Below are 25,878 nucleotides of genomic sequence, written 5' to 3'. Positions count from 1 at the left end.
TTTATTGATCGATTAGTGAGATCAACTTCTTCGCGAAGCCTTGGTCGATAACACCTAATACGACTCTCTCTCTCTTCCCAATAGCTTGGCCAAGCAGTTCTCTCGTTCCAGTCATTCGTATAGGTGTATTATAAAATGTACATTTGTCGTTCAACTTTTTCCCTGTTGCTTCGGATGCATCCGTAGAAACGATTACAAGATGAACTTGTTTTTTTCGAATTTCTTTTATAACCAACTCTTCGCCTGAAACGATTTTTCGTGCTCTAGCCGCAAGCCCTAAAAGAGACAACCATTTATTTTCGTTCATTATTTCCCAACCTGTTCAATTAATTGATCATAAATCTCTTCACTTACTTTAATATTAAGGTGCCTTGAAAGAGTATCTTTTTTCTTCGCTTGCTCAAAGTATTCTTTCCCATTAGATATGTATGCACCTCGTCCATTCTTTTTCCCCGTTTGATCAATAGAAACTTCCCCTTCTGGAGAACGAACGATCCGAATGAGTTCTTTCTTAGGCTTCATTTCGTTGGTGACGATACATTTTCGAAGTGGAACTTTACGTTGCTTCATTGGCTCCATCTCCCTTACTTATCTAATTCAATTTCTTCCTCTTCTACAGTTTCATTTACTGCCGTTTGTTCTAATGTACCTTCAACAGGATCTAGTAACCCAAGTTCTTCTGCTTCAGACTCACTTTTTATATCAATTTTCCACCCTGTCAGCTTTGCTGCTAAACGTGCATTTTGTCCACGTTTTCCAATCGCTAATGAAAGTTGATAATCAGGAACGATAACTTGAGTCATCTTCTCTTCTTCATTAACTTTTACTTGAACAACCTTTGAAGGACTAAGTGCGTTTGCAACGTACTCTATTGGATCCTCAGACCAGCGGACAATATCAATTTTTTCACCTTTTAACTCATTAACAATTGTCTGAACACGCTGACCTTTCGGACCAACACACGCTCCAACTGGATCAACTTCAGGATTTTCAGCGTGTACTGCAATTTTTGAACGATCCCCAGCTTCACGTGCCACCGATTTAATTTCAACCGTTCCATCATAAATCTCCGGTACCTCTAGTTCAAATAAACGCTTTAATAGTCCCGGATGTGTGCGTGAAATCATAATTTGAGGACCTTTAGTCGTTTTTTCAACTTTCGTAATAAATGCCTTAATTCTGTCATTATGACGATAGCTTTCATTTGGCATTTGTTCATTTACAGGCAGAATTGCTTCTACTTTCCCTAGATCTACATAGATAAAACGACTATCTTGTCGCTGAACAATTCCCGTAATAATATCTTCTTCACGATCGATAAAATCAGAATAGATAATACCACGCTCAGCTTCACGGACACGTTGAGTTACAACTTGCTTTGCTGTTTGTGCAGCAATACGTCCAAAGTTTTTCGGTGTCACTTCAATTTCGACTACATCATCCACTTCGAAATTAGGATTTAACTCTTTAGCAGCATCTTGAGAAATTTCTAATCTTGCGTCAAAAACTTCTTCAACAACTGTTTTTCGTGCAAAGACTCTAATGTCTCCTGTTTCACGGTTAATATCTACACGAACATTCTGTGCTTGATTAAAGTTACGCTTGTAACCTGAAATTAAAGCTGCTTCAATAGCTTCTAAAATAACTTCTTTGCTAATACCTTTTTCTTTTTCTAAAGTAGATAGTGCTTCCATAAAATCACTATTCATGGAATTCTTTCCCCCTTTCAATATAAAAACCTTAAAAAATAATGGCTAATCTTGCGCTTGCTACTTTTGTATAAGGAATCGTAATTTCTTTTTTACGAGTTTTTATTTTCACTTCAATTTTTAAGTCCGAGCCATCAAAGTCAACTAACTTGCCTTCAAAAGCTTTCTCGCCTTCAATCGGTTCATATGTAGTTACATGTACGTTCTTCCCAACAGCTTTATAAATATCCTTTTCCTTTTTTAAAGGTCTTTCTGCCCCTGGAGAGGAAACTTCAAGAAAATAAGCTTGCGTGATTGGGTCTAGTTCGTCGAGTTTCTCACTTAAACGCTCACTTACCGTTCCACAATCTTCTATATCAACACCGTTTTCAGAATCTATAAAAACTCGTAAAAACCAGTTTTTCCCTTCTTTTTTGAACTCTATATCGACTAACTCCAAATCTAACTCGTCTACTATAGGTGAAACTAACTCTTCTGTAATATCCGTAACCTTATTGCTCATAGGCTCCTCCTTTATTGCATATCCAGTTTTTCCATATTTTCTATCCCTTTACTTTTAAGGAGGAATAAGAAAGAGTGGGTTTCCCCACTCTTCTCTCTTCCTATTCTAAGTATTGCCATAAAAACAATATCATAATCTTTCCTTAATTGCAACAGAAGGGCAATGTGACAAAGTTAGAATAGAGACAGTTGATTCGACTCTGGTAACCCTTCTAAACAACCGTGATCCTGTAAATGTTCGATCACCGTTTTTGTTGATTTACTACGTTGTTGTAAATCCTCAATCGAAAGGAATTCTCGTTCTTCTCTAGCACGGACGATGTTTATAGCTGCGTTCGTACCGACACCATTTAGAGCATTAAATGGTGGTAAAAGGGTATCTCCATCGATGATAAACTCTGTTGCACTTGAACGATATAAATCAACTTTTTGGAACGAAAATCCACGTTCACACATTTCAAGCGCTAATTCGAGTACCGTTAATAAACTTTTTTCTTTTGGAGCAGCATCTAAGCCCTTCGCATTGATTTCTTCAATTTTCGCACGAATGCTTGTCGAACCCTTGACCATGATGTCAAGATCAAAGTCGTCTGCTCGGACGGTAAAATATGCTGCGTAATAAAGGAGTGGAAAATGGACTTTGAAATAAGCAATTCGAACAGCCATTAATACATACGCTGCAGCATGGGCTTTCGGGAACATGTACTTAATTTTCAAGCAAGAACCAATATACCAATCTGGTACATTATTCTTTTTCATCTCTTCAATCCACTCTTCTTGAAGCCCTTTACCTTTACGTACACTTTCCATTATTTTAAATGCTAATGAAGGTTCTAAGCCGGCATAAATTAGATAGACCATAATATCATCACGGCAACCAATCACATCTTTTAATTCACACGTACCACTATATATCAATTCATTGGCATTGTTCAGCCATACGTCAGTTCCGTGAGACAGCCCTGAAATTTGGACAAGTTCAGAAAAGGTACTTGGTTTGGTTTCTTCAAGCATCTGTCTAACAAAACGAGTCCCAAATTCAGGAATTCCAAGCGTTCCCGTTTTACACATAATTTGTTCTTCGGTTACGCCTAATACTTCTGGACTTGAGAATATTTTCATTACTTCAGTGTCATCTGTCGGTATTGTTTTAGGGTCAATTCCACTAAGGTCTTGAAGCATTCTTATAACTGTCGGATCATCGTGTCCTAAAATATCTAACTTTAGCAAGTTATCGTGAATCGAATGAAAGTCGAAATGTGTCGTTTTCCATTCAGATGTTTTATCATCTGCTGGGAACTGGATTGGACAGAAATCATGTATATTCATATAATCTGGAACTACAATTATACCTCCAGGATGCTGTCCCGTCGTTCTCTTAACTCCTGTACAACCAGAAACAAGACGGTCAATTTCGGCTGAACGAATTTGTAAATTATTATCGTTTTGATATCCTTTAACATATCCATAAGCTGTTTTTTCAGCTACAGTACCAATTGTACCTGCACGGTATACATTATCTTCACCGAACAATACTTTTGTATAGTTATGAGCTCGTGGTTGATATTCACCAGAAAAGTTTAAATCGATATCGGGAACCTTATCCCCTTTAAATCCTAGGAACGTTTCGAAGGGAATATCTTGTCCGTCTTTTACATACTTCGTGCCACATTCAGGGCAATCTTTATCTGGTAGGTCATACCCCGAACCTACAGATCCATCATTAAAAAAGTGCGAATGGTGACAGTTGGGACATACGTAATGTGGTGGTAGCGGATTTACCTCTGTAATCTCAGTCATCGTCGCAACTAATGAGGAACCTACAGATCCCCTTGAACCTACTAAATAACCGTCAATTAAAGACTTTTTAACCAATTTATGTGAGATTAAATAGATAACGGCAAATCCATGGCCTATGATACTTTTCAGTTCTTTTTCTAACCGCGCTTCAACAATCTCTGGTAAATCTTCACCGTAAATACTCCTGGCCCGGTCATAACTCATCTTTCGAACTTCTTCATCAGCACCTTCAATATTCGGCGTGTATAAGTCGTCTGGGATCGGTTGAATCGTCTCAACACTGTCAGCTATTTTATTTGGGTTCGTTACAACCACTTCTTTAGCTTGATCATCCCCTAAAAACGAGAAACACTCTAGCATTTCATTAGTCGTTCGAAAGTGTACGACAGGTAGGGAATTTCTATTTAGTGGGTTTGCTCCACCTTGAGAACCAATTAATATTTTTCGATATATCGCATCATTTTCATCTAGATAGTGAGCGTTACCTGTTGCAACCACTGGTTTTTCTAACTTCTCACCTAATTTCACGATATTACGAATAATCAATTCGAGATGCGCCTCACTTTTAACGATCTCTCGCTCCAGTAATTGTGGAAAATTAGATGGAGGTTGAATCTCAAGGTAATCATAAAATTTAGCGATTTCTTCCACTTCATCTGGTGACTTTTGCATCATTGCCTCAAATACTTCACCCATGTCACATCCAGATGCTCCGATTAACAATCCCTTACGGCGTTTTTGTAATTCCGATCTCGGGATTCGCGGCGTACGGAAAAAGTAATTGACGTGAGCGATTGAAACGAGTTCGTATAAGTTTTTCAATCCTTCTTGGGTTTGAGCGAGAATCATACAATGAAACGGTCGTTGTCTATAAAACTCACCTTTACCCATGTTTTGATTTAATTGATCATGAGACTCTAACCCTTTCTCATTCGCATCTTTTATCATTTTCCACATTAGGAAGCCTGTTGCTTCGGCATCATAGATCGCTCGGTGATGACTTACGAGCTCAATATCAAACTTTTTACAAAGTGTGTTTAAACGGTGGTTTTTCATTTCTGGATATAAAAATCGACCAAGTTCAAGGGTATCAATTACTGGGTTGGTTGCATCCCCTAACCCAATTTTCCGGTAGCCTACATTTAGGAAGCCCATATCAAAGCTCGCATTGTGAGCTACAAGAATTGCATCGTCACAAAACGCATGGAAATCTCGAAGGACATCATCTATTTCTGGTGCCCCTTTAACCATGTCATCTGTTATTCCAGTTAAGTCAATTATGATTTTGGTTAAAGGTTCATGTGGATCAGCAAATGATTCAAAACGATCAATAATTTCACCATTCTTCACTTTAACAGCTGCTAACTCAATGATGGTGTTATAAACAGCAGATAAGCCAGTTGTCTCAACGTCAAAGACGACATATGTGTCCTCAAGTAAAAGACGAGGTGCTTCATTATAGGCAATCGGTACTCCGTCATCAACTACATTGGCCTCTAGACCATATAAAACTTTAATTCCATGTTTTTTACTTGCTGAGTAAGCCTCTGGAAACGATTGAACTATAGCATGGTCTGTAATGGCTATCGCCTTATGCCCCCATTTAGCTGCTTGTTCTACATACCTGCCTGCACTTACCATTCCATCCATTTGACTCATCGTCGTATGAGCGTGTAATTCAACCCGTTTTTCTTCCTCTGGAGCGGTATCTATTCGCTCAATCGGCTTTACTTGATTTATATCTTTTGCAATCATTACAAGATCCCGTACGAATGTATCGTTTTGCACCATTCCTTGGACTTTTAACCACATTCCTTTTTTAATTCCCTGGAGTAACGGTACATCTTCTTTATCTCTTGAAAAGATCTTAACAATAATTGAGTCCGAGTAGTCCGTAATTTTAAAAGTAAGAAGCGTACGGCCTGAACGCAACTCTCGAAGGTCTATGTCAAATACATATCCTTGAACAGCAATTTTTCGTTCCTCGTCGACGATTTCACTAATTGGTCTAGGGTCATCTTTAATTTGATAACCAATTACAAGAGATGATTGTGCAGTTCTTGTATCTGCGTCTTTTTCCATCTTTTTCTTTTCTATCATCGCTTCGATGACTTTAGAGTGATCTTCTTTTGCGCGTTGTTCCATAAACTTGTTCATTTCTTCGACAGACTCTTTTACTACTATTTCTAGTTGAAAAGTAGGCAACCCTAGTTTTTGACAAGTTTCTTTTAATGGTTCTACTAACTTTCGTAATAATGCTTCCTTTTCAGCTTCATTTCTAGCTTCTATAATTAAATGTCGGTTATTTATTTTAGGTGTTTGTTTCTCTAGTAATGGAATAAAGCCATTCGATACTGATTTCAGTTGCGCAACAATCACTTTCCAATAATCTGCCACCATCGCTTCATTAAACTGGCTGTTGTTGTATTGAATAGAAAATGAAACTTTTGCGATGTGTTGAAAAGACTGAATAAGCCTTTCAGAAAATGCAACGTATACATTAGCCGGCAAGACCGTATCTAATTGAAATTGAAAGTGCCACGCTTTTCTATTTTTATGAATGGTCAATTTCAATATTTGACCATCATGGAAATATTGTTGAACAAGTTCTTCTGGTACTAACATTTGCTGAAGGAGTAACTGAAATCTTTCTTTTCGTGTTTGCTGTTCCTGGGTATTCATAAGACTCCTCCCTCTCCTCTATTTGTAAAAGGTAATGAGGCTAACTCAAATGAAAAGTGCTCGTACTTTCTCACAATTAATCATTGCAAGGATTTGTAGTCACTTATGAGTCAGCCTCATTTAATTTCCCTGAAAATATTAGAGCTTATTAACGATCTCGTTTAATTTTTCATTAAGCTCTTCTACAGAAACTTCAAGCATTTCCCCAGTTTTACGAAGTTTTACTTCAACGATTCCTTCTGATGCTTTTTTACCTACACCAATTCGTATCGGTAATCCAATTAAATCGGCATCTTTAAATTTTACGCCTGCTCTTTCAGGGCGCTCATCATAAAGTACATCATAACGGCTATTTCGTAATTCGTCATATAGCTTGTCCGCCAAGTTTAACTGTGCTTCGTCTTTTACATTTATAGCAATGAGATGAATATCAAATGGGGCTACCGCTGTCGGCCACACAAGACCATTTTCATCATTGCTTTGTTCTACAATCGCTGCTACAGTACGAGATACACCGATTCCATAACAACCCATAATCATAGGTTGTGATTTCCCTTGGTCATCTAAGAAGCTGGCACCTAAAGCTTCACTATACTTCGTCCCCAATTTGAAGACATGACCGACTTCAATTCCTTTTGCAAATTGAATCGTTCCTTTTCCATCAGGTGAAGGGTCTCCTTCTTGGATTAAACGAAGGTCCTCATAAGTAGTGACCTCAAAATCACGTTCAGGGTTTACATTTTGAAAATGATAGCCTGGCTCATTGGCGCCACATATTCCATTGACTACATATTGAACCGCTGCATCAGCAACAACTTTTACATTTGAAGGTAAACCGATAGGGCCGATATATCCCGTCTCACAGTTTAGAAATTGTTTTGCTTGTTCAGGCACAGCAAGTTCAACAACGCCTTTATCAAACAGGTTTTTCACCTTAATTTCATTTACTTCATGGTCTCCACGTACTAGAACAACTACTGGTTCATTATTAACTATGAATAGAATAGCTTTAATCATGTGATCCGCAGGGCGATTAAAAAAACCGACTAGCTCTTCTATAGATTTTACGTTTGGTGTCTCCACTTTCGTAAGCGTTTCTGCCACTTCCGAACTTTTCGTGTATTCAACATGAACAGGTGCTATTTCAATATTCGCTGCGAATTCTGATTGATCTGAATAGGCAATCGTATCTTCTCCTACTTCTGTTAACACCATAAATTCATGTGTATCTGTACCACCAATCGCACCACTGTCTGCTTCAACTGCACGAAACTCGAGACCGCATCGTTGAAAAATTCTAGTGTAAGCATTGTACATCTTTTCATAGCTTACATCTAATCCTTCTTTTGACGTATCAAATGAATAAGCATCTTTCATTAGAAACTCACGAGAACGTAAAACCCCAAAACGAGGTCTACGCTCATCACGATATTTTGTTTGAATTTGATATAGGTTCAAAGGCAGTTTTTTATATGATTTAACATCATCACGGACTAAACTTGTAATCACTTCCTCATGGGTAGCTCCAAGTACAAAGTCACGGTCATGTCGGTCTTTTAAACGCATAAGCTCTGGACCATAATCCCCTAATCGACCTGACTCTTCCCATAGTTCTGCAGGTTGAATAGCTGGCATTAAAACTTCGATCGCTCCTGAAGCATCCATTTCTTCACGAATAATTTCTTCTACCTTCTTTAACACTCGTTTTCCTAATGGTAAATAACTATAAATTCCCGATGCCGTCTGTCGGATCATACCTGCTCGAAGCATAAGCTGATGACTGGCAATTTCAGCATCAGCAGGTACATCCCGCATCGTTGGGATAAAGTATGAGCTTTGTTTCATTTGTTTTTCCCTTCCTATAAAAAGAATTTATTAATATCGTTCCAAGTTACTACTAGCATTAATAGCATTAATAATGCAAACCCAATGAAATGAACTAACCCTTCTTTCTGTGGATCAATTGGTTTTCCGCGAACCGCTTCAACCCCAATAAACATGAGTCGACCTCCATCAAGAGCAGGAAGAGGAAGGAGATTAATTATACCCAAGTTGACACTTAAGATAGCTGCCCATTTCATAAGAACTAAAATTCCCATTTCTGCTGCTTGACCCGTGTAATTATATATTCCTACTGGCCCAGCTAGCTGATCTAATGAAAATTGACCCGTTACTAACATTCCTAATGCCTCAAAGATCAACTTAGCAAATACATAAGTCTCAGTTACCCCATACTTAATCGATCCTAAAACGGTGAATGTTGTTGATTGACCAACCCCTATAAATCCTTCAGGCTCACCAGTGGGACCTTGTCTTTCTTGAGGTGTTACCACTGCTTCAAAAACTTGCCCATTACGATCCACTTCGAAGACTAAATCTTGATTGGGGTGTTTCTGAATAACTGAGGTTAAGTCCTCCCACGTTTCAAGTGGTTGACCGTTAATTGCTAGAATGCGATCATTCTCTACAAGTTCAGCTTCAGCTGCAGCTCCTTCAGGCGAAACCATTCCAATTCTAGATTCGTCTACTGGCATTCCTGCTAATAGAGCAAAGGCAGTCAAAATCAAAAATGCTAAAACAAAGTTCATCATCGGACCAGCAAAAATAGCTAGTGCACGTTGTGGAATCGTCTTCGAGCCGAACTGACGATCTAGTGGTGCAATTTGTGTAGGTTCCTCGTCATAAATAATACTAGCTTTTTCATGCACTGGATATGAAACGAGTTCCCCATCTTCATAGGCCTCAATGAATAAGTCTTTTTCTAAATCGACACGCTCAACAGTAACAATTTTTGCTTCTGGATGTTTCGATTTATTGTTTACAATGATTTCTGATACTTGATTTCTTCTGTTAAATACTAAGCCAATTTCATATCCCGGTTTAATTTGTATTAGTTCTGGGTCTTCACCAGCCATACGAACAAAGCCACCTAATGGTAACAAGCGAATCGTATACAGCGTTTCATCTTTTCTAAATGAAAACAACTTAGGCCCAAACCCTATGGCAAATTCACGACATAATATTCCTGCACGTTTTGCAAAATACAAGTGTCCCCATTCGTGGATAAACACAAGTAAACCGAAGATGATAATAATGGCAATTAAAGTATTCATGAACGTATCCCCACCTTTATGTCATGAGTGAGTGAACAAACCTTCTAGTCTGTTGATCCACTTCAATAATAGTTTCTAACGAAGGTTTATTAACTAGTTGATGATTTTCCAATGCTTGTTCAATATACTCTTCAATTTGTAAAAACGTAATTCTATTTTCTAAAAAAGCTGCAACAGCAACTTCGTTAGCTGCATTTAAAACAGTAGGCATAGTGCCGCCAGTACGTCCAGCTTCATAAGCAAACTTCAAGCAACGATAACGTTCGAAGTCAGGTTTATTAAAGTGTAACTTACCTACTTCCCATAAGTTTAACCGTTCTTGTTTCTTGAAATCAAGCCTGTCAGGGTAGCTCAATGCATATTGGATCGGTACTCTCATATCTGGGGTGCCTAATTGAGCAATAACGCTTCCATCAACATACTCAACCATAGAGTGAATTATACTTTCCTTATGTAAGAGAACTTCAATTTGATCATATGGTATATCAAAGAGCCAATGTGCTTCTATCACTTCTAATCCTTTATTCATCATAGTAGCAGAGTCAATTGTAATTTTTGCACCCATAGACCAATTAGGGTGACTTAACGCGTCTTCTACCGTAACATTAGTTAATTCATCTCTACGCTTGTCTCTGAAACTTCCACCAGAAGCTGTTACAAGTAATCTGCTTATTTTCTCAATGTTTTCACCTTGCAAACATTGAAAAATAGCCGAATGTTCACTATCAACTGGAAGGAGAGACACTCCGTATTCTTTTGCCTTTTGGGTAACAATATGTCCAGCGGTTACTAACGTTTCCTTATTTGCAATCGCTATAGTCTTCCCTGATTCAATCGCTGCAAGAGTTGGACCTAAACCAACACTTCCAATGACAGCATTCACAAGCACATCAGCTTCTGAAAAAGTCGCTACTTCTACAAGACCTTCTTCACCGTAGCTTAACTTTACACTGCTCGGTACTTCGTGCTTGATTTGTTCGAAGGTTTCTTTTGTTAATACCGATAATAGTTTAGGTTTGAATTGGTGAACTAACTCCATCCCCAGTTTCACATTTTTACCTATGGACATTGCAACAAGTTCAAAACGGTCAGGGTGTTGAGTTATAATATCCAACGTTTGTGTGCCAATCGAACCAGTAGCACCTAATAAGCTAATTTTTTTCAATGACTTTCACCCTTTACTACAAAACACATTTTAAATTAATTGTAACAGATGTAAAATCGGCATGACATATATAAGACTGTCAAAACGATCTAATATTCCCCCATGACCAGGAAGTACATTACCTGAGTCCTTAACAGCATAGTGACGCTTTAAAGCAGACTCTACTAAGTCTCCCATTTGACCAAAAATTGAAGCAACTAATATGACAAGTCCTAAAGTAATATACGAGTCAAAGAGCGGGAATATGAGTTGAAATACAAAACCGACTACAAAAGCACATATTATTCCACCTACAGACCCTTCAATCGTCTTCTTTGGACTAATATCCGGCCAAAGTTTCCTTCTCCCTAGTTTACGTCCGACAAAATAAGCACCCGAATCGGTAGACCAAATAATGAACAATACAAAAAATACGAGTGCTAGTCCATTTACGGCATCTAAGCGAGTCATAATTAAATAGTGAAACCCGAAACCGACATAAACAGATGATAGAATAATAAATCCTACTTCATCGAATGTATATTTGTTTTTCGTAATAACAGTAGTCATTAGTAATATTAAGATCATAAATACAAATATTTCAACTTTAGTTACGTGGGAAAAGATCGATAAGTCAAGCCAATTTGTAGGTACGAGCAAAATCCACATTAGAATTAAACTAACGAGGCCAATAAATGAGAAAGGAGGAATTTTTTTCATCTTTAATAATTCAACCATTGCAATAGAAGCAACCAAAATAATCGTTAAGGTAAACGGCCAACCGCCCACAATCGTTATTGGAATAAAAAAGGATGCAGCAATGACGGCTGTAATAATTCTTTGTTTCATAATCCTTCCTCCTTTCTATACGCCACCGTATCTTCGACCTCTTTTTTGATATACACGGATGGCATCCTCGAAGTGCTCTTCTGTGAAGTCTGGCCAGAGAACATCAGTGAACCAAAACTCGCTATATGCAAGTTGCCAAAGCATAAAGTTACTTAAACGGAGTTCACCACTCGTACGAATTAGTAAATCTGGATCATTTAAGTCATCCGTCATTAAGTGCTTTTCAAATTGTTCCTCTGTTATTTCTTCAGGAGAAATCTTTCCGTTTTGAACTTGAGACGCTAACGTACGAATAGCTCTTATAATTTCGACTCGACTGCCATAATTCAGAGCAAAATTTAGTATGAGTCCTGTATTTTCTTTTGTCTCTTCGATTGCAGTTTGTACCGCTCGAAGCGTATGAGCAGGTAGCTCATCAGGACAACCCATTAATCTAACTCTTACATTTTCTTTTTTCAGTTTAGGTAGTTCCTTGCCAAGATATAGCTCAGGTAACTTCATTAAAAACTCAACTTCTGGCTTAGGTCTTTTCCAGTTTTCTGTTGAAAATGCATAAAGTGTTAAGACTTTAACACCTAACTTGTTCGCCCGGCTGACGATCTTATTTACTACTTTCATTCCTTCTCGATGACCAGCTACTCTAGGTAAGCCTTTATTATTAGCCCATCTGCCATTACCATCCATAATGATGGCTACATGACCTGGGATATTTTCTAAATCCACTTCAAGTGAGGGTCTATCCATTTCATTAGATGATTTTAACTTTTTAAATTTCTCAAGCATTTCTAGCCCTCCAAAACAACACCATCCATTTTTACCATATGGATGAGCTATAATACAAATTCTGCCTAAAATATATCATTTCAATAAAACAGTGTAAAAAAACCCCCTGTATCAAGAGGGTCTATTTACATTATTCTATTGTACCGTGAAATCACTTATACTTCCATGATTTCTTTTTCTTTATTTGTAGCAATTTGATCGATATCTGCAATATGTTTATCAGTCAGCTTTTGCACTTCATCTGTTGAGCGACGAAGATCGTCTTCTGTTAGTTCACCATCTTTTTGTAACTTTTTCAAGTCATCATTAATGTCACGACGAATGTTACGAACGGCTACTTTTCCTTCTTCTCCATATTTCTTAACAAGTTTTACTAAGTCTTTACGACGTTCTTCTGTTAGAGCTGGAATCGTAATACGGATAATTGTTCCGTCATTTGAAGGAGTTAGACCTAGATCTGATTTTAATATAGCCTTTTCAATATCACCAATTACTGTCTTATCGAAAGGTTGGATAACTAACATCCTAGCTTCTGGGACAGAAATTGTCGCTAATTGATTCAGTGGTGTTGGAGCACCGTAATATTCCACTGTTACTTTTTCAAGTAAGCTCGGATTTGCACGTCCAGCACGTAACGTAGATAATTCACGATTTAAAGCATCTAATGCTTTTTTCATTCGACCTTGTGCATCTTGCATAAGTTCTTTTGACATTTTAACTCCCCCTTACAACTGTTCCAATTTGTTCGCCTAAAACGGCACGTTTAATATTTCCTTCTTCCATGATTGAGAAGACAATAAGTGGAATATCATTATCCATACACAAGGATGAAGCTGTAGAATCCATTACAGCTAAGCCTTCTTTTAATAGATCTAAGTACGTAATAGACTGATATTTCTTAGCGGATGAATCAACCGCTGGATCCGCACTGTAAACACCATCTACTTTATTCTTTGCCATTAGAATAACCTCTGCTTCGATTTCAGCAGCTCTTAAGGCAGCAGTAGTATCCGTCGAGAAGTAAGGATTACCAGTTCCTGCCGCAAAAATAACAACACGCTTTTTCTCTAAGTGACGAATAGCTTTACGTCGAATGTAAGGCTCTGCCACTTGTCTCATTTCAATTGATGTTTGAACACGGGATTCCACCCCAATAGTTTCTAAACTATCCTGAAGTGCAAGAGAGTTCATCACAGTGGCTAACATCCCCATGTAATCTGCAGTTGCACGATCCATACCTTTTGCACTGCCTGCCATACCACGCCAAATATTTCCTCCACCTACAACTACAGCAACTTCAACATCTAGTTCTACAATATCTTTCACTTGGGTTGCAATTGATTGAATGACTGCTGGGTCAATTCCATATCCTAAGTCTCCAGCTAATGCCTCGCCACTTAGCTTTAAGACTACGCGATTATATTTGCTCATCTTTACCTCCATTAGCGACAAAAACGTCCACATTTGGCTTATTGTAATGCCTTTTTGAAAAATAGGGAACACAGTGTGCTCCCTATCTTAGTTAATTCATTATTTCTTCACTTGAGACATTACTTCTTCTGCGAAGTTGTCTTCACGTTTTTCCATACCTTCGCCAACTTCATAGCGAATGAATGTTTGAACAGAAGCACCTTTGTTTGCAACGTATTTACCAACTTTATGGTCACTATCTTTAACAAATGGCTGGTCAAGTAAACATACGTCTTCGAAATATTTACTTAAGCGTCCTTCTACCATCTTCTCTACGATGTTTTCAGGTTTACCTTCGTTTAACGCTTGTTGTTTTAATACTTCACGCTCACGATTTACTTCTTCAGCTGGAACCTCATCACGAGAAACGTAAACTGGCTTAATTGCAGCAATGTGCATAGCAACATCTTTTGCCAACTCTTCATCAGTTGTTCCATCAAGTACAGTAAGAACTCCGATGCGTCCTCCCATATGTAAGTAAGAACCAAACACTGCAGAGTCAGCTTTTTCTACGATCTCAAAGCGACGAAGAGAAATCTTCTCTCCGATTTTTGCGATTTGACTGTTAATGTATGTCTCAACAGTTTCACCATGCATTGGTTTTGATAAAGCTTCCTCAACACTTGCGGGATTATCAGCTAAGATTTGTTTTGCAAGCTCAGCAACTAAGTTTTTGAAGTTATCATTTTTAGCAACAAAGTCAGTCTCAGAGTTAATTTCAACGATCACAGCTTTGTTTCCTTCTGTAGCTACGTAAGCTAAACCTTCTGCAGCAATACGGTCAGCTTTTTTAGCTGCTTTAGCGATACCTTTTTCACGAAGGTAGTCGATTGCTTTTTCCATATCACCATCAGTTTCTACTAATGCTTTTTTGCAGTCCATCATACCTGCACCTGTTTTTTCACGTAATTCTTTTACCATGCTAGCAGTAATTGCCATCATCAATTCCTCCTTATGGTTGTATGTAATATTTTTGCATATATAGTCATCGTTCAAAAATTAAAAACGTGTTGATGTCGTCCTTTTTGAACTGGTCAATACTTATATGCATGTCCATTTTCCTGAAAAGTAACCCTATGAATGATCACTTTTCTTTTAAAAAAGGTGATAAAGGGCAAACCCCTTTACCACCCTTTGAAGAGCAAATGAAATTAAACAGTTTCTTCTACTTCTTCTTGTTCAGCACTTTCATTACTAGCAGCTGAAGTAGCTTCGATAATCGCATCAGCCATCTTACCAGTAAGAAGTTTTACGGCACGAATTGCATCATCGTTACCTGGGATAACATAATCAATTTCATCTGGATCACAGTTTGTATCTACAATAGCAACAATTGGGATGTTTAATTTATGAGCTTCAGCAATTGCAATACGCTCTTTACGTGGGTCGATAATGAATAGTGCATCTGGAACACCTTTCATATCTTTAATTCCACCTAAGAACTTTTCTAGACGCTCCATTTCCTTTTTAAGAAGAATAACTTCTTTCTTAGGAAGAACATCAAACGTTCCATCTTCTTGCATTCTTTCTAACTCTTTTAAACGTCCAACACGTTTTTGGATTGTAGAAAAGTTTGTTAATGTTCCACCTAACCAACGTTGGTTGATAAAGTACATTCCACAACGCTCAGCTTCTTCTTTAACAGAGTCTTGAGCTTGTTTCTTTGTACCAACAAATAAAACTTTTCCTCCATCTGCTGCTAGGTCTCTTACGAAATTGTAAGCTTCCTCAACCTTTTTAACAGTCTTTTGTAAATCGATGATGTAAATTCCGTTACGTTCTGTGAAGATGTAGCGAGACATCTTTGGGTTCCAACGACGAGTTTGGTGACCGAAGTGTACCCCTGCCTCTAGTAATTGTTTCATTGAAATTACTGCCACATCCAACACCTCCTTCAATGGTTTTTTGTTTTCCTCCGCATTCCTCATCTTTAAGTAAGACTGAAAAACATTTCAGCACCCTCACTTAAATTAAAATGCGTGTGTGATTAACACCGTGGATTAATATACCACAACGAGAATGCAATAGCAAGTAGCATAGGAGATTTACTGATAAAATTTTATCAGTAAATCAACTTCACCTTTTCCGAGTTGAAGTTTTTTTGCTATTTCTTCTGCCGTGTAGCCTTGTTTAGACAAAGAAAGAACTTTCGCTGTGTTAGATTGTTCATACATTTCCTTTTCATCAACCTCTAACGCTGGAGGTTGGTAGTCTTCATATTCTATTTGTTCCTTTGAAGCAGGAGGTCGTTTATTTTCTTCTTTCATTTCCGTTGACATAACCGCTTCAGGTTCCTTTACTAGATCTTGAGAACGCTTTATCCTTGAAGCCGTTGAGCTATCTTGCTTATATTTATTTAATTGTTCTAGCAGTTGTTGATTTTCTTCTTTCATTTCAGAAGTATAAGCCATGAGTAAGTCTTCTATTTCCCGCTTTAGCTTCTCTTCATCAACTACAGGTGGTTGTTGATTATTAATTTTCTGTAGTAAAGTAACGATCCATAGGAATGTAAGCAAATGTAATACGAGACTAGTAGTTACTAAAAATTGAATCATATTGTACTCCCTTAGCCTGAGTAGTCTATAAATTGCCCTTTGTACGGGTGCTGTACGTCAATATCCTGTTGTTTGCTGTTTTTCTTTTTATTATTTTTGCCCTGCTTTTGTTTCTCTTTTTTGTTTTCTTTTTCAGGTTCTAGCTTACTAGCATCCGATGAATCAGATTTATTGACCTGCTTCCTTTTTTGCTCCTCTTCTTTTTTATGCGCTGTTGCAATGATATCTTGTCCGACTTGGCCACGCTGCTGCAATTGTTCTTGAATTTTTCCTGCGGCTTGTGAACGCGGAAACGAACCTTGCATTTCAATTGGTCTTAAACTCATCTACCGTCACACTCCACCAATTACCATTTTCCTTCATTATAATGGAACAATCTGAATTTCACTATCCATGATAAATACTTTCACATGTTGGTGAGTTGCAGTAATTTTCCGACGATATTTGCCGAATGTAAATGTTACATTCGGCAGAAGAGATCGTTCAACCTTAACATAGCCAGTCTGACCTTGCTCGAATTTCTCATTCAATTCAGTGAGCGCTTCCTCAGATATTGCTTTTCTTTCTTCTGTTTGCAGAAGTGTATTCCTTACTCTTAGCTTCATAATTCTCTCGTTAGCTTGCAGAACCTGTCCTTGTTTTTCTTTTAATTCAAATACAAGTAATAACTTATTAAGCTTCTCTAACTCTTCTGTAGCTAATTTGAGTATTTTTTTATTTTTCTCAATATCTGCTAATACTTGCTGGTGAATCCCAATAAAAAGCTCTGTCTTAGTGTGCATCGAATTGCCAATCTCTTTTGCAAATATATCTTTCCCAGCAGATAACTGACCGCCGACGAGATTACCCTTTCCTTTATTACAATAAATGCTTCCATTAATAGAACATTTACTATGCAATATAGATTGGTTGACGTGCAAATCAGCTTCAGCTTCAACATTTCCCTGATTTATAAAAGTTGTATAAATATCCTTTTTCGCTTTTATAATGCCTTTTCCTTGACCGGCGATGCCAGCGGCAACAAATATAGATCCTTCAGAAATGATGGTAGCCGCTTCAACGGTTCCTTGGATTCGAATATCTCCTTTAGCTTTCACCTTAAATCCAGCTGGTACATTTCCTCTTATGGTAACATTCCCAATAAAGTCAATATTTCCAGTTTTCATGTCAAGATCACCATGTACTTCATATACAGGGTACACATGTATCGTTTTCCTATCGACGCACAGCTGACCTTCTACTTGGGCAATTAACGATAATTTATCTTCAGATACGGCAGTATTTTTTCCGGGACGTAAGATTAAATCTCTGCCAGGCTTTGCTGCGATTTCTTCTCCGAATACATTGACACCTGATTGCCCTGCTGTCGCCTCAACCTTTCTCCCAACTGTCTGCCCTTGACTAACCGAAGGAATCGTAATGACTTTCTTCAAATCGACTTGAGCTTCTTCATTTCTGTTCTGTTCAGAGCCAAATTGAATGGCTTGTAAGAAAGCGTTACGCCCATTCGTTGGATATTCCCCTTCAGCAATAACAATTGGTGATTTAATAGGTTCGACATTATCTATAACAACCTTAAGGTTATTTTCATTAACTCCTGAAACTACTCCGTGTTCTTTTACCCAAGATCTCATTTGTTCTATCGTTATTTGAAATTCATCCTCGAGTTTTTGATTCTGTATTAGGGTAGCTTTCATTTTATCTTTACTGATTATGATTTCAAAGACCTCATCTAAAGTTGTCATAGTATTTAAATCACCACTTTCGATTTGCATGATTTAGCTTATCGCCTTTTTTAACACTTGCTGCAGTCGAAATAGAGCCTTTGAATGGATTTGAGAAATACGCGATGTAGAAAGGTCTAAAACTTGACCTATTTCGGTTAATGTCAGTTCTTCAAAGTAAAACAGACTAATAACAAGCTGTTCTTTTTCATTTAAATTTTTAATGACCCGAGTCAATTCCTTTTTTGTAGCCTCAGCCAATACAGATTGCTCTGGAGTTAAGGCACGTTTATCTTCAATCGTAGATTTGTACGTTTCATCACGATCTGTATCATTTGTTTTTTCGTCAATCGAAAGCATGTTTGCATAAAAACTTTCAGACATTATATAAGTTACTTCTTCTTCAGAAGTCCCCATTTCATTCGCTACCTCATTAGCATTCACATAACGCCCTAACTTTTGTTCTAACTTCTCAATTGTTAACTCTACTTTTTTCGATTTCTCCCTTAAAGACCGAGGTAACCAATCTTCTTTTCGTAACCCGTCGATAATAGCACCCCTTATTCTAAAAGAAGCATATGTATCAAACTTTAAATCCCGCTGAGAATCAAACTTTTCAAGTGCATCATATAAGCCCATCATTCCATGACTCATTAAATCATCCTTATTTACATTGCGTGGGAGCCCGGACGCAACTCGACTTACATGATATCGAACGAGTGGCATGTATAAGCGAATTAACGAATCAGCTGCTTCATTGTCTCTTGTTCCAATCCACTTAACCCATAATTGTTGTTCCTCACATAATGATGTTTCAGGCATGATTAAACCTCCTTGTCATCGAGAAGTTCACGTACATAGTTACTGGCTTTCTTAACTTCTTCACTGTACCCACGATCTTCCATCGAGTATTCTTCCTTCATATCTTCCTCTGATAGAAAGAGTTCTTCGTCATCCTCTATACCTTGAGGAGGTGCTAAAGCTATAGCCCATAACCAACGAAAAAAATATGCGCTAAGAAAAGTAACTAGAAATGCAACCGTTGCTCTAAAGCTAGTAGTTATAATTAAATTATTCCCTAATGAACCTAAAAAAACGATAATAAAAACCGCAATGCTAAGGTATAGATTAATTAACCAACTGCCGAAAAGCATTATATCTCTTTTACTCCTTGACTCACTGTTCGTATGTACAGTTTTTTTGTAGCTGGATCAAATTCAATTGTTCGTCCGCTGCTCCCACCTACATCTTCGGCAACAATAGGTATTCGAAGTTCTTGTAGCTTTCCTTTAACTGCGTCTACATTTCTGGGACCTATTCTCATCATTTCATTCGTACTTGAAAAATTAAACATTTGCGCTCCACCTGCAATTTTTGCTTTTAACCCATGAATTCTCGCTCCTGCACTTTTCATCTGCTGAATGAGTTCAATAATTGCAGTGTCTGCATATTTTGCCACATTTAAGGTTCCTGATCTTCCAAGTTTCGAATCTGGAAGCATAACATGTGCCATACCCGATACATCTGAATAATCGTCATATAGTACAACCCCTACACATGACCCTAATCCTGAAGTTCTAATCGTGCTTGGTGCTATAACAATATTCAAATCAGCCATTCCCACTTTTACTACATCATTCATCCATCTCTACTCCTAATGACTTGAAGATTTGTTCAAAAGCATTAGGATCAGGGAGTAGGAAGAAATGACCACTTGATTGGGAAAATTCATTGTCCATTTCTTGTACTTCAGTATCAATTACAATTGTATAATCACTGACCTGAGACACTTCAATTAATCCAAAACTTAAAATAGCTCCTGCTAAATCAATACTTATTGCAGGTACAGACGGCTGTAAATTAAGTTTCGTAAAATCGGAAAGCGCAGACAAATAAGAACCAGCTAGTATGTTACCTAATTCTTGTAATGCTGATAACCCTAACTCTTCAAATGGAGGTTCAGTTAATTGAAAAGTGGAGTTGCCTACTAAACGTTGGATAAGTTGCTCAGCTTCTGCAACCGGAATTAGAAGAAACATACTTCCTGGAGCATCCCCTTCAAGCCTTAAAAAAATAGCAGCTACTACGTTGTCTTCTCCACCAACCAAGTCTGCTATTTCTTGAAGCGATACAACTCTCACTGATGGAACCTTCATATCAATACTTTTATTTAGTAAAGTAGAAAGAGCCGTTGCTGCATTTCCTGCACCAATATTACCTATTTCTTTTAATACATCTAAATGATACGGCTTAATTCGCTCAATATAATCCATACGATTACCTCTCCCTAGAAATCATCTCTCTATCACGTTAAACCAATTCTACAATCCGTTGGCCAATATGTTGAAGGTGCACAATTTCATCCACTTGATTGGTTTTAATAGCTGAACGTGGCATTCCGTATACAATACATGAATCTTCTGATTCCGCAATTGAGTATGATTTAACATGTCTTTTTAGTTTCACTAACCCTTCTGAACCATCTGCACCCATCCCAGTCATGATGACTGACAGAATACTATAGTTCGGTATGTCAGCTAATGACTCATACATCACATCGACAGATGGTCGATGTCCTTTTCGTGGAGGCGATTGATTTAACTGTACGACCAATGCGGTCCCTACCTTTTTAACCGTTAAGTGAAAGCCCCCCGGTGCTACATAAGCCACACCATTTTTGATGATTTCCCCGTCTTCTGCTTCTTTGACTTCTATATGACATAATGTGTTTAATCGGTTGGCTAATGACTTTGTAAATCCTGGTGGCATATGCTGCACAATTAGAATAGGTGCATTAAGTGAAGCTGGAAGTTTTGTCAGCACATGTTGTAATGCTTTCGGACCTCCCGTTGACGTCCCGATTGCAATTACTTTTTTCTGACGGCTTTTATTAAAATGACAATGAACTTCCCTTACATCGGCTCGTGTACCGCTTAGTTTTTCAGTATTCTTAATAAAATTAGTAACTTGAGAGTGAGATGCTAAAATAACCTTATTTATAATTTCATCTTTAATTTTGTGTAAGTCTAATGAAATTGACCCAGATGTTTTTGCAATAAAGTCTACAGCACCATATTCCATCGCCATAACCGTATTTTCTGCACCTTCTAATGTCGTACTACTTACCATAACTACGGGTACTGGACTCTCCTCCATAATCTTCTTCAGAGTACCTAGCCCATCCAATATTGGCATTTCAACATCCAGGGTAATGACATCAGGTTTATTGATTTTTATTTTATCTAATGCATCTTGACCGTTTCTTGCCGTTCCAATAACTTCAATTCTCTTATCCTGTTGAAGCAGATCACTGATGACTTTCCTCATAAAGGCAGAATCATCAACAACTAATACGGTAATCTTATCTTTCAAATTAACCCCCCTCATTTGAAACAAACCTTTCTCCCAAGCCCTCATATCTGAATATTAACTGATGCTTTAAAACAACCAGCCTAATTTTTTATAAAAAAGCCCTTAAATCTTTGGACGAACGATTGAAAATATCTGTTCTGTTGCCCCGCTCCTTGCTCACCTAAAAAGACTTGAACCATTAATTCTATTGCTCGACTTGACTTTGCTTTCGGATCAAGGAGTAGAAAGGGCTTTTGGGATCTAACTGCTTTAGTTACAACTTTATCATTAGGTATACTTCCAAGGTACGTTATATCCTTTTGTAAGAACTGTTTTACAACCCTTTGAAAGTTTTGTGCAGTCACTTGCCCTTCGTTTTCTGTTTCCGTTCGATTTACAATTAGTGAGCAGTGTATCGTATTGTTTTTACTGTTAATATATTTAAGCATTGCGTAGCCGTCTGTAATAGAAGTCGGCTCTGGAGTTGTAACTAAAATAGCTTCATTTGCTGAAAGAATGAATTGAATACTATCTTCTGAAACCCCTGCCCCCATATCAAAAATAATATAATCAAAATGCGGCATTAGAGATTCCATTTGTGTGACAAACCGTACAAACTTCTGTTCATTTAATTTAAAAATTTCGGTGAAACCAGACCCGCCTGAAACAAATGAAACGTTTTCCGGCCCTTTCTCGATAATATCCCAAATCGTCAACTCGTTTTCGATCATATCGACTATATTATACTTACTAGATACACCCATTAAGATATCTACATTGGCCATCCCGATATCTAAATCAAATAAGAGAACGCGCTTCCCAGCTTGTGACAATCCTAATGAAAAGTTTATTGAAAAGTTCGATTTTCCAACCCCGCCTTTTCCACTAACGATTGAGATCACTTTCGTATCTGAATGATCACCGTTGTTCTCCATTAATTTTCTTAAAGTCTGTGCTTGGTCATTCATTCGTCTTTACCTCTAGTATAGAATTGACAATTTCTTTTGAACTACCTTCCATAATATCATCAGGTACATTTTGACCATTAGTAATATAAGCAACTCCGACTCTATTTTTTTCTACAAAAGTAAGCATCGCCCCATAAAAAGACGTTTCATCCATTTTTGTAAAGATAACCTTGTCGATAGGAATGAGTGAAAATTGTTTAAAGATGTCCTCCATATCTCTATATTTAGATGTAAGAGCAAGGACTAAGTACGTTTCCACTTCATCAGTAAAGTCCATGACTTTATGAAGTTCTTCAACATATAGAGGATTTCGAAAGTTACGTCCTGCACTGTCAACCAGAACGAGGTCATAGTTAGCAAATTGCTCCTTGGCTTTTTTAAAATCATCAATCGAATACGCGACTTCAAGTGGTATATTTAAAATTTTCGCGTACGTTTTCAACTGTTCAACGGCTGCGATGCGATAGGTATCAGTCGTTATAAGAGCTACTTTTTTATGTTTTTTCAATACACTATGTGCAGCAATTTTGGCAATTGTCGTTGTCTTCCCTACACCGGTTGGGCCAACAATATTTACAAATCGTTTTTCAAAAGAGATTCCACCCATAGGAATATCTTGTATACCAGCTAACAAGTAATCTTTTAACCATTGATGAACTTCTTCTTTCTCTGGTCTATCTGTTTCCTGTTCATACCATTTTTTTAATAATTGCTTCATCGTTTTTAGACGAAGTGATTTTTCTATTTCTTGGTCTTCAAGTAGGTCATGTATCGATTGAAAAGGCTCAGGATATTCACGATCAGTTTCAGTTTGTTTGTTCGTTATGGAAGACATTAAGGTTTTAAGTTGTTCAATTTCTTTCAGCAACTTTAACTGGTCAAGGTCAGAAGTATTCAACTTTCTTTCTATGTGAAGGCCCCCACGTAAATCTGGGCGACCTTCACTCGTTATGGTTTGCTTTTTGGGGGTAGGTCGTTTAATCGTTGGTGTGCGGTCAACTGCTGCAATCACTTCAATATTTTTTTTAGTAAAAAACCCTAAAAATCCGCCGGTAACGAGCTCTCTAGAATTTAAGATAACTGCATCTTGACCAAGGTCTTCGCGTATTTTTTTCAACGCTTCTGGCATCGTTTCAGCAATATATTTCTTTACTTTCAATCTACATTCACCACCCCAACACTTTGAACCTCTACTTCAGGTTCTAACTCGTTATACGATAAAACAGGTACGTTTGGCATAAATCGTTCTAGTAATTGACGAACATACATTCTCACAGCAGGCGAGCATAGTATAATTGGGACCTGTCCCATTTGTGAAAGATGATCGACTTCTTGTGAAGTCATTTCAAGTATTTGCTGCGATTGATTAGGATCCATGGATAAGAAGTTCCCATGCTCTGTTTGTTGCACAGACTCAGCAATTCGCTTTTCTACTGTACCACTAAGAGTAACAACATATAGAGGTTCTCCAGGAGTAGAGTATTGCTTTGAAATCTGTCTTGATAAGCCTTGGCGAACATATTCCGTAATTAAGTCCATATCTTTTGACATCGGCCCGTAATCTGCTAAAACTTCAAAAATAATAGGCAAGTTTCGAATCGATACATTTTCACGCAACAGGTTCGCCAGTACTTTTTGTATTTCACCAATTGTTAAAGGATTAGGTGTAACATCTTCTACAAGGGCAGGATACGACTCTTTTAAATGTTCAACGAGTTGTTTCGTTTCTTGTCTGCCAATTAACTCATGTGCGTGTCGTTTAACGACTTCAGTTAAATGTGTAGAAACAACCGATGGCGGGTCAACAACTGTATACCCTGATAATTCAGCCTGTTCTTTCATATCTTCCCCTATCCATAAAGCTGGTAATCCGAAGGCAGGTTCAATCGTATCTATACCGATAATCGATTCATCCTCAATTCCCGGGCTCATTGCCATATAGTGATCAAGTAATAAATCGCCTTTTGCAATTTCATTTCCCTTTATTTTAATGACGTATTCATTAGGTTGAAGCTGAATATTATCTCTTATTCGAATGACAGGTACAATCATTCCAAGCTCTAAAGCAAGTTGACGTCTTATCATTACAACACGATCGAGTAAGTCCCCACCTTGATTAGCATCAGCTAGAGGAATTAGTCCATAACCAAATTCAAATTCTATTGGGTCAATTTGTAAGAGATTAATAACACTTTCCGGTGATTTTAAATCCTCATTGCCTTCTTCAGTTTCATCTGATGCAGCTGCTTCTTCTTCAAGAGTTTTCTTTTGAGCTTTTGATAAGTACCAACCACCATAGACAAGGAAACCTGCAATTGGAAAAGTGACATAAGGTGTTATTGGCGTAACAACTCCTAATAGAAAGATCGTTCCCCCCGCTACATAGAGCATCATCGGATATGCTAGTAATTGTTTCGTTATATCGTGCCCTAAATTTCCTTCTGAAGTGGCACGAGTTACGACAATACCTGTTGCTGTTGAAATTAGCAGTGCAGGTATTTGGCTGACAAGCCCGTCACCGACCGTAAGTAAAGTAAACGTGTTGGCAGCTTCTCCAAGTCCCATTCCTAATTGCGACATCCCGATCACTAGGCCAAAGATTAAATTAATAATAACGATAACAATACCTGCAATAGCGTCACCTTTTACAAATTTACTAGCACCATCCATCGCACCATAGAAGTCAGCTTCTTGCTCTATTTTCTGACGTCTCTCTTTTGCTTCAATGTCTGAAATCATCCCAGCATTTAGGTCCGCATCAATACTCATTTGCTTACCAGGCATCGCATCTAATGTAAATCGTGCTCCTACTTCAGAAACACGCTCAGCTCCTTTTGTAATCACAAGAAACTGAATGATAATCAATATAAGGAACACAACAAAACCGACGAGTGCATTTCCACCGACAACGAAGGATCCGAACGTCTCGATAACATTTCCAGCTTCAGCATTCCCAAGTATTGAACGCGTTGTTGAAACGTTTAATCCAAGTCGAAATAATGTTACTAAGAGTAATAATGTCGGGAAAATAGAAAATTGAAGCGGCTCCCTCGTATTCATTGCTACTAAAATAATAACTAGAGCAAGAGAGATATTACATATGATGAGAACATCTAGCATTGCAGGCGGTAACGGAATAATTAACATAATTATGATTAAAATAACGCCTAGTAATACAGATAAATCTTTAATGGACAATGGAAACTCTCTCCTCTTCTTCCAACATTCA

25 protein-coding genes are annotated in these 25,878 nt (G+C 37.8%); all 25 read right to left on the bottom strand.

Annotated features, from left to right (window positions below):
- Nucleotide 1 precedes the first annotated feature (1 nt).
- The 25 genes from AC2VNP_RS18510 to flhA all read right to left on the bottom strand — a co-directional run bounded on the left by AC2VNP_RS18510 (nucleotide 2) and on the right by flhA (nucleotide 25,847).
- Nucleotides 2-307 carry a YlxQ family RNA-binding protein gene (locus AC2VNP_RS18510; RefSeq protein WP_275117555.1) on the bottom strand — a complete coding sequence of 102 codons (306 nt, stop codon included), beginning with the start codon at nucleotides 305-307 and terminating at the stop codon, nucleotides 2-4.
- Nucleotides 307-570: an RNase P modulator RnpM gene (gene rnpM, locus AC2VNP_RS18505; protein WP_486918740.1), complete on the bottom strand. Its 264-nt coding sequence runs from the start codon at nucleotides 568-570 to the stop codon at nucleotides 307-309. Before rnpM ends, AC2VNP_RS18510 begins: the two co-directional genes overlap by 1 nt.
- A gap of 14 nt (nucleotides 571-584) precedes the next feature.
- Nucleotides 585-1,709 (bottom strand): transcription termination factor NusA, encoded by a 1,125-nt coding sequence (nusA, locus tag AC2VNP_RS18500; RefSeq protein WP_486918739.1) that lies wholly within the window; start codon nucleotides 1,707-1,709, stop codon nucleotides 585-587.
- A gap of 31 nt (nucleotides 1,710-1,740) precedes the next feature.
- The gene (gene rimP, locus AC2VNP_RS18495; protein WP_486918738.1) at nucleotides 1,741-2,211 is read right to left on the bottom strand and encodes a ribosome maturation factor RimP; all 471 of its coding nucleotides are present in this window, start codon (nucleotides 2,209-2,211) and stop codon (nucleotides 1,741-1,743) included.
- A gap of 173 nt (nucleotides 2,212-2,384) precedes the next feature.
- Nucleotides 2,385-6,692, bottom strand: a complete 4,308-nt coding sequence (locus AC2VNP_RS18490; RefSeq protein ID WP_486918737.1) for a PolC-type DNA polymerase III — start codon at nucleotides 6,690-6,692, stop codon at nucleotides 2,385-2,387.
- Nucleotides 6,693-6,830: 138 nt separating this feature from the next.
- Nucleotides 6,831-8,537, bottom strand: a complete 1,707-nt coding sequence (locus AC2VNP_RS18485) for a proline--tRNA ligase (protein WP_486918736.1) — start codon at nucleotides 8,535-8,537, stop codon at nucleotides 6,831-6,833.
- Between the two features lie 14 nt (nucleotides 8,538-8,551).
- Entirely contained in the window at nucleotides 8,552-9,805 is a 1,254-nt protein-coding gene (rseP, locus tag AC2VNP_RS18480; RefSeq protein ID WP_486918735.1) for an RIP metalloprotease RseP, read from the bottom strand.
- 16 nt (nucleotides 9,806-9,821) lie between these two features.
- Nucleotides 9,822-10,970 (bottom strand): 1-deoxy-D-xylulose-5-phosphate reductoisomerase, encoded by a 1,149-nt coding sequence (locus tag AC2VNP_RS18475; RefSeq protein ID WP_486918734.1) that lies wholly within the window; start codon nucleotides 10,968-10,970, stop codon nucleotides 9,822-9,824.
- Nucleotides 10,971-11,000: 30 nt separating this feature from the next.
- Complete coding sequence (locus AC2VNP_RS18470; RefSeq protein WP_486918733.1) at nucleotides 11,001-11,798, bottom strand: phosphatidate cytidylyltransferase; 798 nt, start codon at nucleotides 11,796-11,798, stop codon at nucleotides 11,001-11,003.
- Nucleotides 11,799-11,813: 15 nt separating this feature from the next.
- Entirely contained in the window at nucleotides 11,814-12,581 is a 768-nt protein-coding gene (uppS, locus tag AC2VNP_RS18465; RefSeq protein WP_486918732.1) for an undecaprenyl pyrophosphate synthase, read from the bottom strand.
- Between the two features lie 155 nt (nucleotides 12,582-12,736).
- Complete coding sequence (frr, locus tag AC2VNP_RS18460) at nucleotides 12,737-13,294, bottom strand: ribosome recycling factor (protein ID WP_486918731.1); 558 nt, start codon at nucleotides 13,292-13,294, stop codon at nucleotides 12,737-12,739.
- Nucleotide 13,295: 1 nt separating this feature from the next.
- A complete protein-coding gene (pyrH, locus tag AC2VNP_RS18455) occupies nucleotides 13,296-14,012 on the bottom strand; it encodes a UMP kinase (protein ID WP_486918730.1) in 717 nt (238 codons plus the stop codon).
- 99 nt (nucleotides 14,013-14,111) lie between these two features.
- Complete coding sequence (tsf, locus tag AC2VNP_RS18450) at nucleotides 14,112-14,990, bottom strand: translation elongation factor Ts (protein ID WP_486918889.1); 879 nt, start codon at nucleotides 14,988-14,990, stop codon at nucleotides 14,112-14,114.
- A gap of 212 nt (nucleotides 14,991-15,202) precedes the next feature.
- The gene (gene rpsB, locus AC2VNP_RS18445) at nucleotides 15,203-15,931 is read right to left on the bottom strand and encodes a 30S ribosomal protein S2 (protein WP_486918729.1); all 729 of its coding nucleotides are present in this window, start codon (nucleotides 15,929-15,931) and stop codon (nucleotides 15,203-15,205) included.
- 165 nt (nucleotides 15,932-16,096) lie between these two features.
- Nucleotides 16,097-16,606, bottom strand: a complete 510-nt coding sequence (locus AC2VNP_RS18440; RefSeq protein ID WP_486918728.1) for a DUF6115 domain-containing protein — start codon at nucleotides 16,604-16,606, stop codon at nucleotides 16,097-16,099.
- A gap of 11 nt (nucleotides 16,607-16,617) precedes the next feature.
- The gene (locus tag AC2VNP_RS18435) at nucleotides 16,618-16,932 is read right to left on the bottom strand and encodes a hypothetical protein (protein WP_486918727.1); all 315 of its coding nucleotides are present in this window, start codon (nucleotides 16,930-16,932) and stop codon (nucleotides 16,618-16,620) included.
- Nucleotides 16,933-16,968: 36 nt separating this feature from the next.
- Nucleotides 16,969-18,381, bottom strand: a complete 1,413-nt coding sequence (locus AC2VNP_RS18430) for a flagellar assembly protein A (protein WP_486918726.1) — start codon at nucleotides 18,379-18,381, stop codon at nucleotides 16,969-16,971.
- Between the two features lie 3 nt (nucleotides 18,382-18,384).
- The gene (locus AC2VNP_RS18425; RefSeq protein ID WP_486918725.1) at nucleotides 18,385-19,152 is read right to left on the bottom strand and encodes a FliA/WhiG family RNA polymerase sigma factor; all 768 of its coding nucleotides are present in this window, start codon (nucleotides 19,150-19,152) and stop codon (nucleotides 18,385-18,387) included.
- A 2-nt stretch (nucleotides 19,153-19,154) separates the two neighbouring features.
- Nucleotides 19,155-19,484 (bottom strand): hypothetical protein, encoded by a 330-nt coding sequence (locus tag AC2VNP_RS18420; RefSeq protein WP_486918724.1) that lies wholly within the window; start codon nucleotides 19,482-19,484, stop codon nucleotides 19,155-19,157.
- Complete coding sequence (locus tag AC2VNP_RS18415; RefSeq protein WP_486918723.1) at nucleotides 19,484-19,972, bottom strand: chemotaxis protein CheD; 489 nt, start codon at nucleotides 19,970-19,972, stop codon at nucleotides 19,484-19,486. Before AC2VNP_RS18415 ends, AC2VNP_RS18420 begins: the two co-directional genes overlap by 1 nt.
- On the bottom strand, nucleotides 19,965-20,603 hold the full coding sequence (locus tag AC2VNP_RS18410) for a chemotaxis protein CheC (protein WP_486918722.1): 639 nt from the start codon (nucleotides 20,601-20,603) through the stop codon (nucleotides 19,965-19,967). The genes AC2VNP_RS18415 and AC2VNP_RS18410 overlap by 8 nt, the downstream gene beginning before the upstream one ends.
- Nucleotides 20,604-20,640: 37 nt before the next feature.
- Entirely contained in the window at nucleotides 20,641-21,702 is a 1,062-nt protein-coding gene (locus AC2VNP_RS18405; protein WP_486918721.1) for a protein-glutamate methylesterase/protein-glutamine glutaminase, read from the bottom strand.
- Nucleotides 21,703-21,782: 80 nt separating this feature from the next.
- Entirely contained in the window at nucleotides 21,783-22,649 is an 867-nt protein-coding gene (locus AC2VNP_RS18400; protein ID WP_486918720.1) for a MinD/ParA family protein, read from the bottom strand.
- The gene (gene flhF, locus AC2VNP_RS18395) at nucleotides 22,642-23,808 is read right to left on the bottom strand and encodes a flagellar biosynthesis GTPase FlhF (protein ID WP_486918719.1); all 1,167 of its coding nucleotides are present in this window, start codon (nucleotides 23,806-23,808) and stop codon (nucleotides 22,642-22,644) included. The genes AC2VNP_RS18400 and flhF overlap by 8 nt, the downstream gene beginning before the upstream one ends.
- Nucleotides 23,805-25,847 (bottom strand): flagellar biosynthesis protein FlhA, encoded by a 2,043-nt coding sequence (gene flhA / locus AC2VNP_RS18390; RefSeq protein ID WP_486918718.1) that lies wholly within the window; start codon nucleotides 25,845-25,847, stop codon nucleotides 23,805-23,807. Before flhA ends, flhF begins: the two co-directional genes overlap by 4 nt.
- Nucleotides 25,848-25,878: the final 31 nt, after the last annotated feature.

The organism is Alkalihalobacterium sp. TH-98 (assembly GCF_057473385.1).
Note: the sequence above shows the minus strand (reverse complement) of the source record. Positions and strands in the feature narration are given on the sequence as shown.